The following is a 13,636-nucleotide window of genomic DNA, read 5'->3' on the forward strand; positions in this document are numbered from 1 at the left end:
CATGAAACAGCCCTTCGAAAAGCTCGTGGAACTGCACGGCGCCACGGTGCTGCGCGTGTGCCGAGCTGTCGTGGGACGCGCGGAGGCGGAAGACGTGTGGCAGGAGACCTTCCTCGCCGCCCTGCGCGCGTACCCCGACCTCCCGCCGGACGCGAATACCGAGGCGTGGCTCGTGACCATCGCCCATCGCAAGAGCCTTGACGCCATGAGATCGAATGGAAGGCGGGCTGTGCCCGTAGGGGACGTGCCTGAGACTCCTTCCCCTCATGGTGTCCCGGGCTCCGGAGACGACGGCGACGGGCTCTGGAGCAGCGTGGCCAGGCTGCCCGACAAACAACGGAGGGTCATTGCGTATCGCTACCTCGCGGACTTGGCCTTCAATGACATAGCCGCCATCGTGGGCGGCACTCCTGCCGCGGCCCGACGCGCTGCTTCGGATGGCCTCAAGTCGCTCCGCACACGTCTCGCGGCCTCGCAGCTGGAAGGAGAAAGCGCATGAACCACACCGATCTGGGCCCCGTCGACATCGCATTGGCCCCTGAGCTCATCACGATCGAACCCGGAGTCCTCGACCGCCTCCATGCCGGGCTCGCCGAACGCGCCTCGCGCGAAGGCATCCTCGACGTCGCTTACCGGGTCGTGGATACGCCTGTCGGGAAGCTCCTGCTCGCGTCCACAGAACGAGGCCTGGTCCGCGTCGCGTACGAGCGTGAGGGCCATGAGGCTGTGCTCGCTTCCCTCGCAGAACGCTTGAGCCCACGAATCCTCGAAGCTCCCGCTCGGCTCGGCGAGGCCGCGCGCCAAGTCGAGGAGTACTTTTCCGGCCGACGGCACACCTTCGATCTTCCCATCGACCTCGCCCTCTCCGCGGGCTTCCGGCGCACGGTCCTCCAGCACCTCTCAGCGATCGACTTCGGCCGGACAGAGAGCTATGCGGAGGTGGCCCGCGCGGTCGGCAATCCGAGGGCTGTCAGGGCAGTCGGGACGGCGTGCGCGACGAATCCCCTGCCGGTCGTCGTGCCCTGCCATCGCGTGCTCCGCTCGGACGGGAGCCTGGGGGGATACATCGGCGGTCTGGACGCCAAGACGACCCTGCTTCGACTCGAGGCGGCGGTCGCGTGAGCGCCCTCTTCGGCGATGACCTCCTCGAACGGCCGCGCCGCGAGGTGGCGCCGGGCGCGGTCCACGTCCCGGGCTGGCTCACGCTCGAGCAGCAGGTCTGGATTGTCGAGCGTTTCCGCGAATGGACGGCGGGTCCCGTGCCGCTTCGAGGCGCGAAGATCCGGGGCCACGAGATGTCGGTCAAGACCGTGTGCCTTGGGTGGCACTGGCAGCCGTACAAGTACACGCGCGAGGCAACGGACGTGAATGGCCAGCGGGTTCTGCCGTTCCCCGACTGGATGCTCCGGGTGGGGCGTCAGGCTGTCGCTGAGGCGTACGGCCTGGACGTCTCCGCTGCGGACCTCTACACGCCGGATACCGCTCTCGTGAACTTCTACGACGCGGGTGCGCGCATGGGCATGCATCAAGACCGCGACGAGGTACCGCTCGAACCAGTCGTGTCCCTCTCGATCGGCGACAGTTGCGGGTTCCGCTTCGGTAACACCGAGAACAGGGGGCGGCCCTACGAAGACCTCGCCCTCGAATCGGGTGATCTGTTCGTCTTCGGCGGCCCGTCGCGGCTCGCGTTCCACGGCATCACCAAGGTCGTCCCCGGAACGGCGCCCGCGGCTTGCGGAATCCAGAACGGACGAATCAACATCACTCTGCGCGTCACCGGGCTGGGCGATACCGAACGAAGGGAACCTGGGAAACGATGAGCGAAGCAAGAGTTGAGTCGTCGGAGCCGAGTCCTCTGAGCGCCGTCGTCATTGGGGAGGACGGCTTGGGCCGACCCGTCTGGGCCAGCACCGACTCCCTGCTTCGGGACTACTACGACACCGAATGGGGCATGCCCATACGGGACGAGCAGGGGTTGTTCGAGCGGATCAGCCTCGAGGGTTTCCAAGCGGGGCTCTCGTGGGCGACGATCCTCCGGAAACGTCCGGCTTTCCGCGAAGCGTTCGCGCAGTTCGATCCCGAGGTAGTCGCTGCGTTCACCGAGGATGACGTCGAGCGGCTCATGCTGAACGAGAGGATCATTCGCAATCGGGCCAAGATCCGCGCGACCATCCGCAACGCCCACGCCACCCTCGCCCTGCGAGAGGAGGGCGGGCTCGTCGAATTCGTGTGGTCGTTCCAGCCGGAGTCCACTCCGGCTCCTCGTTCCCTGGCCGAAATCCCCTCGAGCTCGCCTGAGTCGATCGCGCTCTCGAAGGCACTCCGGAAGAAGGGCTTCTCGTTCGTCGGCCCGACGACCATGTTCGCCCTCATGGAGGCCGTCGGCATCATCGACACGCATTTGGTCGACAGCCATCGCCGGGGCACCTCGGGCGTCTGGGTGTGACCGGGAAGGCGGGATCCGGAGCCGGGCCCCTATCGTGTGTGCGGCTAGACGCCGTCGGCGGGCTCGAGCCTGACGCTGTTCTCGGCAGCCTCGCGGCCCACACTGTGCCCGGAGCGGAGCAGACGGACGTCGAAGCCCGCACGCATTCACGGCTGATCTCCGGCCCGCGCGGGCCGCGACGAGTCTTCCTTCGGCTCGACGAGGGCGGGATTGACCTCGAGGTCGAAGCTGATCACGGAGTCGAGGCTCCCTTGCCCGTCGGTCCTGACGAGCTGCTGGCCCTGTCAGACATCGTCCGAGCATGGTTCGATCTCGATACCGACCTCGATCCGGTCCACCGCGCCCTCGGCACCGACCCCCTGCTCGCACCGCTCATGGCATCGCGGCCGGACCTTCGAGTCATCGGCACGCCAGACCGGTTTCAGAGCGCGGTGACCACTGTCCTTGGCCAACAGGTCTCTCTGGCCGCAGGCAGGACCTTTGCCGGCCGTCTGGTCAGTGCCTATGGCGCGCCTGCGGCCGGTGGGCTTCGGCGCTTCCCCGAAGCGCAGTCGCTTGCAGAAGTTGGTGCCGAGGAACTCCGCGCCGTCGTCGGGCTCACCGGTGCCCGTGCACGGACGGTCCTCTCCCTCGCCCAAGCGTGGTTGGCCTCGGAAGACTCATCTGGCACGGCCACGCGCGAGGAACTCCTAGCGGTTCCTGGCATCGGTCCGTGGACCGTCGACTACCTCGCGGTCCGCTTCGGAGACCGCGACGCGTTCGCACCGGGAGATCTTGTCCTGCGTCGAGCCCTCGGGGGAATCACGGCGAAGCAAGCAAGCGAACGGGCCGAAGCGTGGCGCCCCTACCGCGCGTACGCCCTCATGCACCTGTGGACGCACACGGCGTACGCGCGGCGAGGTGTCAGCCCTGCCCAGCCGGTTCCCTAGCGTCCTCGCCGGCCGTTCCTTGGTCCGCGCCCTGTGCCGGACGCTCCGGGAGCTCTCCCCTGAGGGCCGCCGAGTTGATGGCCTGGAGCGCGGTAACGGGTGCGAATCCTTCGGCAAGGAGCGCGAAATCGGTGCCTTCCTCCGCGACTTCTCGGGTGTCCGAGATGGACAGGCGAACATGCTGCTGACCGCGCTCGGCCAGCACCGTCTGAACGATGCCGAACGAAGCGAGCGACGCCTCGCGGTAGGTGGGGGTTCCCTCCCGATTGGGCACGTTGAGGTTGAGTACCGTCCCCGCAGGATGCTCAAGCAGGAACTCCATCAGGCCCATCGCAGCGTCGGCTGCGACTTCCCACTCGAGACGTTCGGGGTTGATCCCGGTATCCAGCGAAACTGCGAGCGCCCGCGCGCCGTTGGAACCTGCGGTCAGTGCCGCGCCGACCGTTCCCGAGTGCAGGATGACGGTTCCGACGTTGGCTCCGCGGTTGACCCCGGAGAGGACGATTTCGGGGACCGGACCGAACGCTCCGTGGGAGGCGATCATCGAAATGAACCCGGGCGTCCCGTGGACTGCGAAGGCCTCGACACCGTCGAGACCGGGCAACTCCCGCCGCTCAATGCGGATTCTGCCCTCGTCCTCGACCGCGGTGATGGAGGCGCTGCTGCCGCTCGACTCCCGGGCGGGCGCAGCAATGGTCACTTTGAAGCCGTGATCGCGGGCGCGCCCCGCCAAGGTGTGAAGCCCCGGGGACTGGATGCCGTCGTCGTTCGTGACGAGCACGGTCCGCGCTGTATTTGCCTGGGTCATTGGACCTTCGCCTTCCGTGCCAAATCCTCGGGGCTGGCCTGCTCGATCGGCCCAGTCTGTCTCCCCTCGTCGAAGGGCGCGACCTCGATGAGGGCGGCCAGCCGGCGGATGCTGTCCGCGTCGCCGCTGCCGAGGCCGTGCCTCGTGACGTTGTTCGCTCCTGCGGAGGCGCCGAGGATCACTGCAGTCTCGACGCTTTCTCCGGCTGCAAGGGCCGCGGCGATGGCGCCGGTCATGGAATCCCCGGCGCCGTGCTCATCCACGACCTGGAGTTCGGGGACTCTGATTTCGGAGACGTTGTCCTCATCCAGGAACAGAGCAGGTTGCGCACCCCGTGTCAGGACCACGGCTTTCGCACCGTCGGCAGCCATGGAGCGCATCGCCCGGACGAGTTCGTCGGGGTCGTCGCTCTCGGCCCGGCCGCTCGCCATCATCTCGTTGTGCGCCACTTTCACGAGCTCGAGACCGCCTGAGATCGCCGCTTCGAGCCGGTCGCCGGAGAGGTCGGCGATGACGCGGCATCCTCCCGAGCGGAGATCAGAGGCGAGCCTGCGGTACATGTCGACGGGCACGGCATCGTCGCGTGGAGCTCCGCTCAGGACGGCAGTCTTGGCGAGGAGCCCTTCGCGGAGAACGAGGCCGTGGAGCTCGTCGAGTTCGTGCCGCGAGAGACGGTCCCCGGGGGCCGCTGCGATCTCGTCCCGGTGTCCCGCCCGCCGATCATGCACGTAGGCGCTGCTGGCAGCGTGACCGGAGACCGACCTGACATGGATTCCCTCGTCCTCCAGCAGGTGGCCGATCACGCGCCCGGTCTCCCCCGAGAGCAGAGCACAGTATTCGACGCTGCTGCCCAGCAACTTCGCCATCCGCGCTTGCCAGACCCCCTGCCCGCCAGCGTGCAGGTGGATGTCCGGAGCTCCTTCAACCTCCTCGATCGTGACGGTCAGCGTCGGGGTCGGGGCGAAGACGACGACGTCCACGGGCGGCGCTTCGGCGCCTGGCTGTTGGTCTTCCACGGCTCCTCCTAGGGTGAGCGCGGTGAACTGTCTCGGGGGCGTATTACCCCCGCGGCTGGGACCTACCCCATCGACGACGACGGCAATCAAGCGCGCCCGAGGAGCCCGGTTTGGACTGGAGGCGCCATCCCGGTAGAGTAGATGCCTGCTGGTGGTGTGTCCGAGCGGCCGAAGGTGCATCACTCGAAATGATGTTTGGTGTAAAAGCCAACGGGGGTTCAAATCCCTCCACCACCGCCCAGCACGAAGGCCCCTGCTTCCCAGCAACAGCAAGGAAGCAGGGGCCTTCGCCGTCTCCGCTTACGGGCCCGCCAGCACGCTTTGGGCGCACCCTGGGTGAGACGGCGTCATCCTGAGCGGGGCGGGCAAAGACAGACCCCCGAAAAATAGCCGGAGAGTTCTCAAAATTGAATTATGCCGACGCGTTGACGGAATAAATCGGCCGTTCCTACGCTGACACCGTGCATAAGCCCAACGACGTGCCGTACCTAATTCGACGCACGCATGAAGAGCGGATTCTCGCGACTCTCCGGGAGAATGGGCCGCTCACCCGATCAGAGCTCGAAAAGCGGGTCGGGCTCTCGCGCACCACTCTCTCGGACATTACCGCCGCCCTTCTGCGCCGAGGCGCGCTCGTGGAAAGGGAGCACCAAGTCGAGCGCCGGGGGCGTGGGCGCCCCGCGGCCCGGCTCGCGCTCGACCCCTCCTCGGGGCAGTTCCTAGGCGTCGATTTCGGCCATCGGCGGGTGCACATCGCGGTGGTGAACGCCTCCAACGAGATCATCGTCTCGGGCGAACGCGCCTACGCGAGCGAAACGCCTTGGAGTGAGCGGGTGGACGCGACACTCGATCTTGTCGAGGAACTCACCCGCACGGCGCGAGTCGGACTTCTCGCACTCGAGGGGATCGGCATCGGCGTTCCTGGACCGTTGAGCACTGCCTTTGGGGGACTGGAGCGGGCATCCCCACTGTGGCGGGCGCAGGGCCGAGATGAACTGCTCGACCTCATCCGCACCCAGTTCGCGGCGCGCTACGCGGCCCCGCTGACACTGGACAACAACACACGGCTCGCCGCATTGGGAGAAGCGGTATGGGGTCAGTCCTCGGAGACTGACAGCCTGCTGTTCATCCGCCTCTCCGATGGCGTGGGCGGCGGACTCGTTGTCGGAGGACGCCTGATCTCGGGCGCTTCCGCCGCTGCGGGAGAGATCGGCCACGTGACGGTAGAGCCGGAGGGGCTCCAGTGCTGGTGCGGGAAGAATGGCTGCCTCGAGACGGTGGCATCTGTCCCGGCCATCCGCGAGCGTCTCGCAGTGCTGCAACAACGTCCCGGTCTCGGAGGGCAGGCGGACGTGATCCGCAGGGCCGCCGAGGCCACGGGCCGCGTACTTGCCGCGATAGCCGTCGTGATGGATCCCCGGGACGTCGTCATCGCGGGCGACGTCCTGCGCTTCCCGGGGTTCGCCGAGGCGGCGAGCAGCGCGTTCGCACGAGAGGCCCTGCCCGTCGGCGCCGGCTCCAGGCTTCGCGTCTCGACCCTACGCGACGAAGCAGGCGCCCTTGGCGCGATCACGGCCGCCTTCCACCGCTCGCCCCTGCTCTTCGGATACCCCGGTCTCGCAGCAATCCCCAACCCCATTGACCCAGAACGCCTGCACGCATGACACGACAAGGAGAACCGATGACCACCCTCGCAAGCGAGCGTTTGCCTGTCGAGGAGGGCAACGCACCCCCAGCGCTCCCTGGCAGAAGAAGACGAATGCCGTCGTGGGCGCTCACGACCATCGCCATCGTGGTGGGCATTGGAGTGTTCTGGCTGCTCTCGAGCTTCACCATCATCCCCAGCCCGCCGGCGGTAATCGCCCAGATGTTCGCTCTCGCGGCGGATGGGACGCTCTTCGGCGACATCGGTGCAAGCCTTGCCCGTGTGCTAGTCGGCTTCCTGCTTGGGACTCTGCTCGCCATCCCCGTCGGCTTCCTCATGGGCTGGTACAGCACGGTCCGCGGATTGCTGCATCCGTGGGTCCAGTTCGTCCGGATGATTCCGCCGCTCGCGATCCTTCCACTGTCGATCGTGGTTCTCGGCACAGGCGAAACCGCGCGCGTGTTCGTCATCTTCCTCGCGTCGTTCCTGGCCGCCATCGTGGCGACCTTCCAAGGCGTCCTGAGCGTGGACCGCACGCTCATCAATGCCGCTCGGGTCCTAGGGGCCAAGGACGGAACCATCTTCCTCCGCGTCGTCGTCCCAGCCTCCTCACCCTTCATCTTCGTCGGCATGCGAGTCGGCTTGGGCTCGTCGTGGGCGACCCTCGTCGCATCAGAGCTCATCGCGGCCCAGCAGGGCCTCGGGTTCCGGATGCAGCAGGCGCAGCTCTTCTTCGACCTGCCGACCATTTTCGTCTCCATCATCTTCATCGGCCTGCTCGGTCTCCTCATGGACCGCCTGCTCATGGCCGTCGAACGGAAAGTGACCTCGTGGCAGGAACGCCGATGACCCCCAAAATCGCCGTCAACGGCCTGAAGAAGGTATTCCCCCTCGGGAAGGAGGAGTTCACCGCCCTCGGAGGTGTCGATCTCGATATCGCCGACGGGGAGTTCGTGACTCTCGTCGGCCCTTCCGGATGCGGCAAGTCGACGCTCATGAACATCGTCGCAGGGCTTGAGACCCCGACGGCCGGCTCCGTTCTCGTCGACGGGCAGCCGGTGGACGGGCCGAGCCCGGAGCGCGGCGTGATCTTCCAGCAGTACGCCCTCTTCCCGTGGTTGACCGTCCGGAAGAACGTCGAGTTCGGTCTCCAAGTCTCCGGCATCCCCGCGGCTGAGCGCCGGGAACGTGCCCAGCACTTCATCGACCTGGTCGGCCTGACCACGCACGCGGACCAGCTTCCGAAGGCACTTTCGGGCGGGATGAAGCAGCGGACCGCGCTCGCGCGCGCCTACGCTGTCGATCCGCAGCTGCTGTTGATGGACGAGCCTTTCGGCGCCCTCGACGCGCTCACCCGCGTCAACCTTCAAGATCGGCTCCTGCGAACTTGGCAGGAGGAGCGGCGAACCATCCTCTTCGTCACCCACGACGTGGAAGAGGCGGTCTACCTCGCGACCCGCGTCGTCGTCATGGCCGCGCGCCCCGGTCGAATCTTCGAGGTCATCAATGTTGACCTGCCGGCCGCCCGAAACGAAGAAACCCGTCTGTCACCGGAGTTCGCAGCTATCAAGAACAGGGTCTGGCGCGCGGTCTATCACCAGCCCGTGGGGGCGAACACGCACGACGACGCCGACCTCGCCTTGGGTGCGCACCACCCCTGAGCACTACGACGAGCATCGCACCCAAGTCCCGTTCGACCCATCACACCGAAGCTCGACCCCTCACCCCCGAGAAGGAAGCACACCACATGCGGTCTATACGAGCACGCCTGGGCATCGCCCTGGCCGCAGGAGCACTCCTCCTATCCCTGGCTGGCTGCGGCAATGGATCGGCCAATGCCGGTTCGGCCGGATCCGGTCCGGCCTGCAAGTCGATGACGAACGTCAACTTCGGCTACATCGGCGACTTCAACGGCACGAGCCTGCTCGCCATTGCCAAGGACAAGGGCATGTGGGCGCAGCACTGCCTCAACGTGAACACCGAAGTCTTCACCAATGGTCCGCTGCAGATCACTGCCATGGCTTCAGGGAGCCTCGACTTCGGGTACATCGGTCCCGGTGCGCTGTGGCTCCCGGCTTCGGGGAAGGCGAAGATCGTCGCCGTCGACACTTTCACCAACGCCGACCGCATCGTGGCCCTCCCCGGCCGCGGCATCAAGACCCTCGCCGATCTCAAGGGCAAAAAGGTCGCCTATCCGAAGGGCACCTCAGGTGAAATGATCCTGCGGCTCGGCCTCGAGAAGGCTGGCCTGACGATGAACGACATCAACGCCACACCACTGGACTACTCGACGCTCACCTCGGCGCTCGCCGCGGGACAGTTCGACGCTGCCGGCTTCGGCTACCCTCAGCTCACCACGGTGAAGGCACGGCAGCCCGGCATCCTCGAGCTGGCCCAGGACTCCGACTTCGCAAGCCAAATGAGCTTCATCACCGCGTTCGTCGCCCGGGACAACCTGCCGAGCACCAATCCGACGATGGTCGAGGCCGTCCTCGCCACTCTCAAGGAAGCCAACGACTACCGTCTGGCGCACCGTGACGAGGCCATCCAGCTCGTCTCCCAGACAACTCATGTTCCTGTGGCGCAGGTGACCACCGACGCTAGCTTCGACCAGCTGGAGTCCACGTCATCACTCGAGGTTTCGAGCAAGTCCGGCGACGTCGAAAAGTGGCTCAACGCGTTCGGCAAGTACTTCGTCTCGGTCGGAACGCTCACCCAGCCGGGCGACGCGAAGGACTACTACACCGCGGACCTCTACGACAAGGCAGGACATTGACGCGCCGCAACATCCTCTTCCTGCTCACCGATCAGCATCGGGTCGACACCCTTGGCTGCTACGGCAATGCGCAGATCAACACGCCTGCCCTCGACCGGTTGGCGGCCACCGGCACACGCTTCGACCGCTGGTACACCCCGACCGCGATCTGCACGCCTGCGCGCGCCAGCCTCCTGACGGGGTATGCGCCGTTCCGCCATCGCCTCCTCGCGAACTATGAGCGGAACGTCGGGTACTTGGAGGACCTGGGTGACGGGCAGTTCACGTTCGCCCGCGCCCTCCAAGAGGCGGGCTACCGCACGGGCTTGGTCGGCAAATGGCATGTGGGCACGAACAAATCCGCCGCGGACTACGGATTCGAGGGACCCACGCTGCCGGGGTGGCACAACCCGGTCGACAGCCCCGACTACCTCGCCTACCTAGCCGAGCGTGGGCTGCCGCCGTACGAGATCAGTGACCGGATCCGCGGGGTGCTGCCCAATGGCAGCCCCGGCAACCTTCTGGCGGCCCGACTGCACCAGCCGGAGGAAGCGACGTTCGAGCATTACCTCGCCGACCGCGCGATCGAGATGCTCCGCGATTACGCAGAGGGCCGGATGCTGGAGGGAACCCCGTTCTTCCTCGGTCTGCACTACTTCGGCCCGCACCTCCCGTATCTGCTGCCGGACGAATACTTCGACATGTATGACCCCAAGCGGATCGAACTGCCCGCCTCTGTCCAGGAGAGCTTCCTCGGCAAGCCGCCCGTACAGCAGAACTACAGCAAGCACTGGACGTTCGACACGATCCCCCTCGACGTCAGCCGCAAGCTCATCGCGATCTATTGGGGCTACGTGACGATGATCGACCGCCAGCTCGGACGCGTCCTGGATACCCTCGACGAGCTGGGGCTCGCGGACGACACGGCGGTGTTCTTCTCGAGCGACCACGGCGAGTTCACGGGTGCGCACAGGCTCCACGACAAGGGCCCCGCGATGTATGAGGACATCTACCGGACCGCGGGGATCGTCCGCGTGCCGGGGATGCCGCCGGGCCAGGTGAGCGACGAGTTCGTGACGCTCACGGACGCCACCGCGACCATCCTTGCGCTCGCCGACGTCGACCCCGCTCCCGCCGTCGACTCCCGGAATCTGCTTCCGCTGGTCGCCGGTGAGCCAGTCGTGTGGGAAGACGACGTCCTGTGCGAGTTCCACGGGCACCACTTCCCGTACCCGCAGCGGATGCTGCGGGACCGGCGGTACAAGCTCGTGGTGAACCCCGAGTCGGTGAACGAGCTCTATGATCTGGAGGCTGATCCGGACGAGCTGCACAACCGTTATGAACACCCCGAACTCGCCCCCGTCCGAGAGCGGATGATGCGGCGGCTGTATTCGGCGCTCGTGGAACGAGGGGACAATTTCTACCACTGGATGACGTCAATGTACGACGTCGGCGGGGTCGGCTACGACCCCAGCATGAGTGGGCTCGACGCCGGCAGCTACCCGGTGCTATGAGCGCAAAGCGTCCGAACGTCGTCATGATCCTCACGGACGACCACGCAGCCCACTCCATCGGAGCCTTCGGCTCCGTGGTGAACAGGACCCCGCGGATCGACGAGATCGCGCACCGCGGGGTCCTGTTCAAGAACTGCTTCGCGACGAATGCGTTGTGCTCGCCGAGTCGTGCGAGCATCCTCACCGGCACGTACAGCCACATCAACGGAGTGACGACTTTGGTCACGCCGATCGATGCCGGCCAGCCGACGTTCGTCTCGCAGCTGAAGGCCGCGGGCTACCGCACGGCGATCATCGGGAAGTGGCACATGGGCTCGGGGCCGGGGCACGACCCTGAAGGCTTCGACTACTGGGACGTACTCGTCGGTGCCGAAGGGCAGGGCGAATACTGGGATCCTCTGTTCCGATCTGCGGGGGGCGAGCGCGTCGTCGTCGGCTACGCGACGGATGTCATCACGGACCTCTCCCTAGGCTGGCTCGAGTCGCTCGACGGCGAGGATCCATGGTGTGTCCTGATCTATCACAAGGCTCCCCACCGGCCGTGGGAGCCAAAGAAGGGAAGCAGGCCGCGCTCCGAGGCCATACCGTTGCCCGCTACGTTCGACGACGACTACGCGACGCGTTCGGCGTCGGCCCGGAGGGCGGCGATGAGGCTCGCGGAGAACCTCACGTGCGAGGACCTCAAGTCCGACCCGCCAGACGGCCTGAGCTACGAGGAGACCGGAGTCTGGAAGTACCAGCGGTTCATGGAGGACTACCTCGACTGCGTGGACTCGGTCGACGAGAACGTCGGGCGCGTCATTGACTGGCTTCAGGGCCGAGGGCTGTTCGACGACACCTTGCTGATGTACGCCTCAGACCAGGGGTTCTTCCTAGGCGATCACGGCTGGTTCGACAAGCGGTTCATGTACGAGGAATCGTTGCGGATGCCCTTGGTGCTGAGCTACCCGTCTCGGGTGGCTCCGGGGCAGGTGCACGATGGGATCGTCACGAATGTCGACTGGGCCCAATCCATCCTGGAAGCGGCAGGTGTGGCCCGGCACGATCGCATGCAGGGACGAAGCTTCTGGGGCGATCTGACCGGCAACTCCATGGCAGAGCCTGCAGCGGGAATGTACTACCGCTACTGGGAACACGACGACCGCTTCCACAAGGCGCCTGCCCACTACGGGTACCGGACAGACCGGTTCAAGCTCATCTACTACTACAACGACGGACTGGGACTCCCCGGGACCGGCGCCTTCACCTACCCGCCGGAATGGGAGCTGTACGACCTAGAACTCGACCCCGCCGAGCTCGAGAACATCTACGACCGACCGGAGTATGCAACCGTCAGGGAGGAGCTCAAGGAAGCGATGTGGCGCGAGCAGGCGAGGCTCCTCGACACTCCGCATGTCAGTCAGCCCCCGCCAGAAGGGATTGGTTCAGGACCTGGGCATACGGCCACCGCTGGGGAGCGTCTCCGATGAGCGGCGGATGCTGCACTCCTCGCCGCGGGGATGCCCAGGATGGACGGCCCCTGCAGACGCTTCCTCCCGAACGCGTTCGCTCCGCGGGGCCCCGCGCACATTCGGTGGAGCAGGTAAAGGTTGCCGGAGGCATCTTCGCCATGGGCGACAGCCTCGGCGATGGGGTTCCCGCAGACGGCGAACAGCCGGTCCATCAGGTCCAGGTCTCCCCCTTCGAGATCGACGCCACGACCGTCACCAACGCCGACTTCACCGAATTCATCGAAGCAACCGGCTATTCCACCGACGCTGAGCGTCTGGGGTTCTCAGCGGTGTTCCATCTGGCGCTGGCCGCCGATGAGGGTGACATCCTCGGTCAGCCAGCGCAGACGCCTTGGTGGCTCGGAGTGCGGGGCGCGGACTGGCGGCATCCGGGAGGGCCACGGTCCGATATCAGTTCCCGCGCCGATCATCCTGTGGTGCACGTGTCGTGGAACGACGCGAATGCATACTGCGTATGGGCCGGGCGGCGCCTGCCCACGGAGGCCGAGTGGGAGTTCGCTTCCCGCGGCGGCCTGTCCGGGGCGCGGTATCCGTGGGGCGACGAGCTCATGGCCCCCGACGGGACCTGGCAGACGAATATCTGGCAGGGAACCTTCCCGACCGAGAACACAAGTGATGACGGGTTCATCACGACCGCTCCGGTGCGCACCTTCCGGCCGAACGCGTATGGGCTCTGGCAGTCAGTCGGGAATGTCTGGGAGTGGTGTGAGGACGGGTTCTCCCCCTCGACCTACTCGAAGGACGCCGCCCTCGGGCTCGTCAAGGACCCGCGAGGGGCTGCGACTGGAACGCTGCGGGTCATGCGCGGCGGCTCATACCTGTGCCACGACTCGTACTGCAACCGCTACCGCAACGCGGCCCGGACGTCCAACACCCCCGACTCGTCGATGGGCAACACAGGCTTCCGCACTGTCGCCGCATGAGCAACATCCCCACACTCCACCCTCTTTTTGCCATCCCTCGACGGTAAACAGGTGCATTTCAAGCGTCGCATTCTGTAGGGCCATGGGGC

The 13,636-nt window shown here is 66.1% G+C and carries 14 protein-coding genes and 1 tRNA gene; 13 read left to right on the top strand and 2 right to left on the bottom strand.

Annotated elements, in window-relative coordinates:
* Position 1 precedes the first annotated feature (1 nt).
* From L0M17_RS17650 to L0M17_RS17670, 5 genes are read left to right on the top strand one after another with little or no spacing between them, the layout of a single operon-like run.
* Positions 2-499 carry an RNA polymerase sigma factor gene (locus L0M17_RS17650; protein WP_372498039.1) on the top strand — a complete coding sequence of 166 codons (498 nt, stop codon included), beginning with the start codon at positions 2-4 and terminating at the stop codon, positions 497-499.
* Positions 496-1,122 carry a methylated-DNA--[protein]-cysteine S-methyltransferase gene (locus tag L0M17_RS17655; protein ID WP_241055711.1) on the top strand — a complete coding sequence of 209 codons (627 nt, stop codon included), beginning with the start codon at positions 496-498 and terminating at the stop codon, positions 1,120-1,122. Before L0M17_RS17650 ends, L0M17_RS17655 begins: the two co-directional genes overlap by 4 nt.
* On the top strand, positions 1,119-1,820 hold the full coding sequence (locus L0M17_RS17660; RefSeq protein ID WP_241055712.1) for an alpha-ketoglutarate-dependent dioxygenase AlkB family protein: 702 nt from the start codon (positions 1,119-1,121) through the stop codon (positions 1,818-1,820). The genes L0M17_RS17655 and L0M17_RS17660 overlap by 4 nt, the downstream gene beginning before the upstream one ends.
* Entirely contained in the window at positions 1,817-2,446 is a 630-nt protein-coding gene (locus L0M17_RS17665) for a DNA-3-methyladenine glycosylase I (protein WP_241055713.1), read from the top strand. The genes L0M17_RS17660 and L0M17_RS17665 overlap by 4 nt, the downstream gene beginning before the upstream one ends.
* 38 nt (positions 2,447-2,484) lie before the next feature.
* Positions 2,485-3,375 (top strand): DNA-3-methyladenine glycosylase family protein, encoded by an 891-nt coding sequence (locus L0M17_RS17670; RefSeq protein WP_241055714.1) that lies wholly within the window; start codon positions 2,485-2,487, stop codon positions 3,373-3,375.
* Here the strand turns inward: L0M17_RS17670 and surE are convergent.
* Complete coding sequence (gene surE / locus L0M17_RS17675; RefSeq protein WP_241055715.1) at positions 3,350-4,183, bottom strand: 5'/3'-nucleotidase SurE; 834 nt, start codon at positions 4,181-4,183, stop codon at positions 3,350-3,352. The genes L0M17_RS17670 and surE overlap by 26 nt on opposite strands.
* Complete coding sequence (locus L0M17_RS17680) at positions 4,180-5,199, bottom strand: PfkB family carbohydrate kinase (RefSeq protein ID WP_241055716.1); 1,020 nt, start codon at positions 5,197-5,199, stop codon at positions 4,180-4,182. The genes surE and L0M17_RS17680 overlap by 4 nt, the downstream gene beginning before the upstream one ends.
* A gap of 150 nt (positions 5,200-5,349) precedes the next feature.
* Here L0M17_RS17680 and L0M17_RS17685 point away from each other — a divergent pair.
* The 8 genes from L0M17_RS17685 (at position 5,350) to L0M17_RS17720 (ending at position 13,547) form a co-directional block, all read left to right on the top strand.
* A tRNA-Ser gene (locus tag L0M17_RS17685) sits at positions 5,350-5,436 on the top strand.
* 224 nt (positions 5,437-5,660) lie between these two features.
* Positions 5,661-6,863 carry an ROK family transcriptional regulator gene (locus L0M17_RS17690; protein ID WP_241055717.1) on the top strand — a complete coding sequence of 401 codons (1,203 nt, stop codon included), beginning with the start codon at positions 5,661-5,663 and terminating at the stop codon, positions 6,861-6,863.
* A 17-nt stretch (positions 6,864-6,880) separates the two neighbouring features.
* Positions 6,881-7,693, top strand: a complete 813-nt coding sequence (locus tag L0M17_RS17695; protein WP_241055718.1) for an ABC transporter permease — start codon at positions 6,881-6,883, stop codon at positions 7,691-7,693.
* Positions 7,690-8,505 (top strand): ABC transporter ATP-binding protein, encoded by an 816-nt coding sequence (locus L0M17_RS17700; protein ID WP_241055719.1) that lies wholly within the window; start codon positions 7,690-7,692, stop codon positions 8,503-8,505. The genes L0M17_RS17695 and L0M17_RS17700 overlap by 4 nt, the downstream gene beginning before the upstream one ends.
* An 86-nt stretch (positions 8,506-8,591) precedes the next feature.
* The gene (locus tag L0M17_RS17705) at positions 8,592-9,620 is read left to right on the top strand and encodes an aliphatic sulfonate ABC transporter substrate-binding protein (RefSeq protein ID WP_241055720.1); all 1,029 of its coding nucleotides are present in this window, start codon (positions 8,592-8,594) and stop codon (positions 9,618-9,620) included.
* Positions 9,617-11,113 carry a sulfatase family protein gene (locus L0M17_RS17710; protein WP_241055721.1) on the top strand — a complete coding sequence of 499 codons (1,497 nt, stop codon included), beginning with the start codon at positions 9,617-9,619 and terminating at the stop codon, positions 11,111-11,113. The genes L0M17_RS17705 and L0M17_RS17710 overlap by 4 nt, the downstream gene beginning before the upstream one ends.
* A complete protein-coding gene (locus L0M17_RS17715) occupies positions 11,110-12,582 on the top strand; it encodes a sulfatase family protein (RefSeq protein ID WP_241055722.1) in 1,473 nt (490 codons plus the stop codon). The genes L0M17_RS17710 and L0M17_RS17715 overlap by 4 nt, the downstream gene beginning before the upstream one ends.
* Positions 12,579-13,547: a formylglycine-generating enzyme family protein gene (locus tag L0M17_RS17720; protein ID WP_255732150.1), complete on the top strand. Its 969-nt coding sequence runs from the start codon at positions 12,579-12,581 to the stop codon at positions 13,545-13,547. Before L0M17_RS17715 ends, L0M17_RS17720 begins: the two co-directional genes overlap by 4 nt.
* Positions 13,548-13,636 lie beyond the last annotated feature (89 nt).

The organism is Sinomonas terrae, assembly GCF_022539255.1.
Classification (GTDB): Bacteria; Actinomycetota; Actinomycetes; order Actinomycetales; family Micrococcaceae; genus Sinomonas; species Sinomonas terrae.

Bases quoted from the DNA above. Each gene is read 5' to 3' on its own strand.
- L0M17_RS17650 (WP_372498039.1), top strand. From the start codon at position 2: ATGAAACAGCCCTTCGAAAAGCTCGTGGAACTGCACGGCGCCACGGTG.
- L0M17_RS17655 (WP_241055711.1), top strand. From the start codon at position 496: ATGAACCACACCGATCTGGGCCCCGTCGACATCGCATTGGCCCCTGAG.
- L0M17_RS17665 (WP_241055713.1), top strand. From the start codon at position 1,817: ATGAGCGAAGCAAGAGTTGAGTCGTCGGAGCCGAGTCCTCTGAGCGCC.
- surE (WP_241055715.1), bottom strand. From the start codon at position 4,183: ATGACCCAGGCAAATACAGCGCGGACCGTGCTCGTCACGAACGACGAC.
- L0M17_RS17695 (WP_241055718.1), top strand. From the start codon at position 6,881: ATGACCACCCTCGCAAGCGAGCGTTTGCCTGTCGAGGAGGGCAACGCA.
- L0M17_RS17700 (WP_241055719.1), top strand. From the start codon at position 7,690: ATGACCCCCAAAATCGCCGTCAACGGCCTGAAGAAGGTATTCCCCCTC.
- L0M17_RS17705 (WP_241055720.1), top strand. From the start codon at position 8,592: ATGCGGTCTATACGAGCACGCCTGGGCATCGCCCTGGCCGCAGGAGCA.
- L0M17_RS17715 (WP_241055722.1), top strand. From the start codon at position 11,110: ATGAGCGCAAAGCGTCCGAACGTCGTCATGATCCTCACGGACGACCAC.
- L0M17_RS17720 (WP_255732150.1), top strand. From the start codon at position 12,579: ATGAGCGGCGGATGCTGCACTCCTCGCCGCGGGGATGCCCAGGATGGA.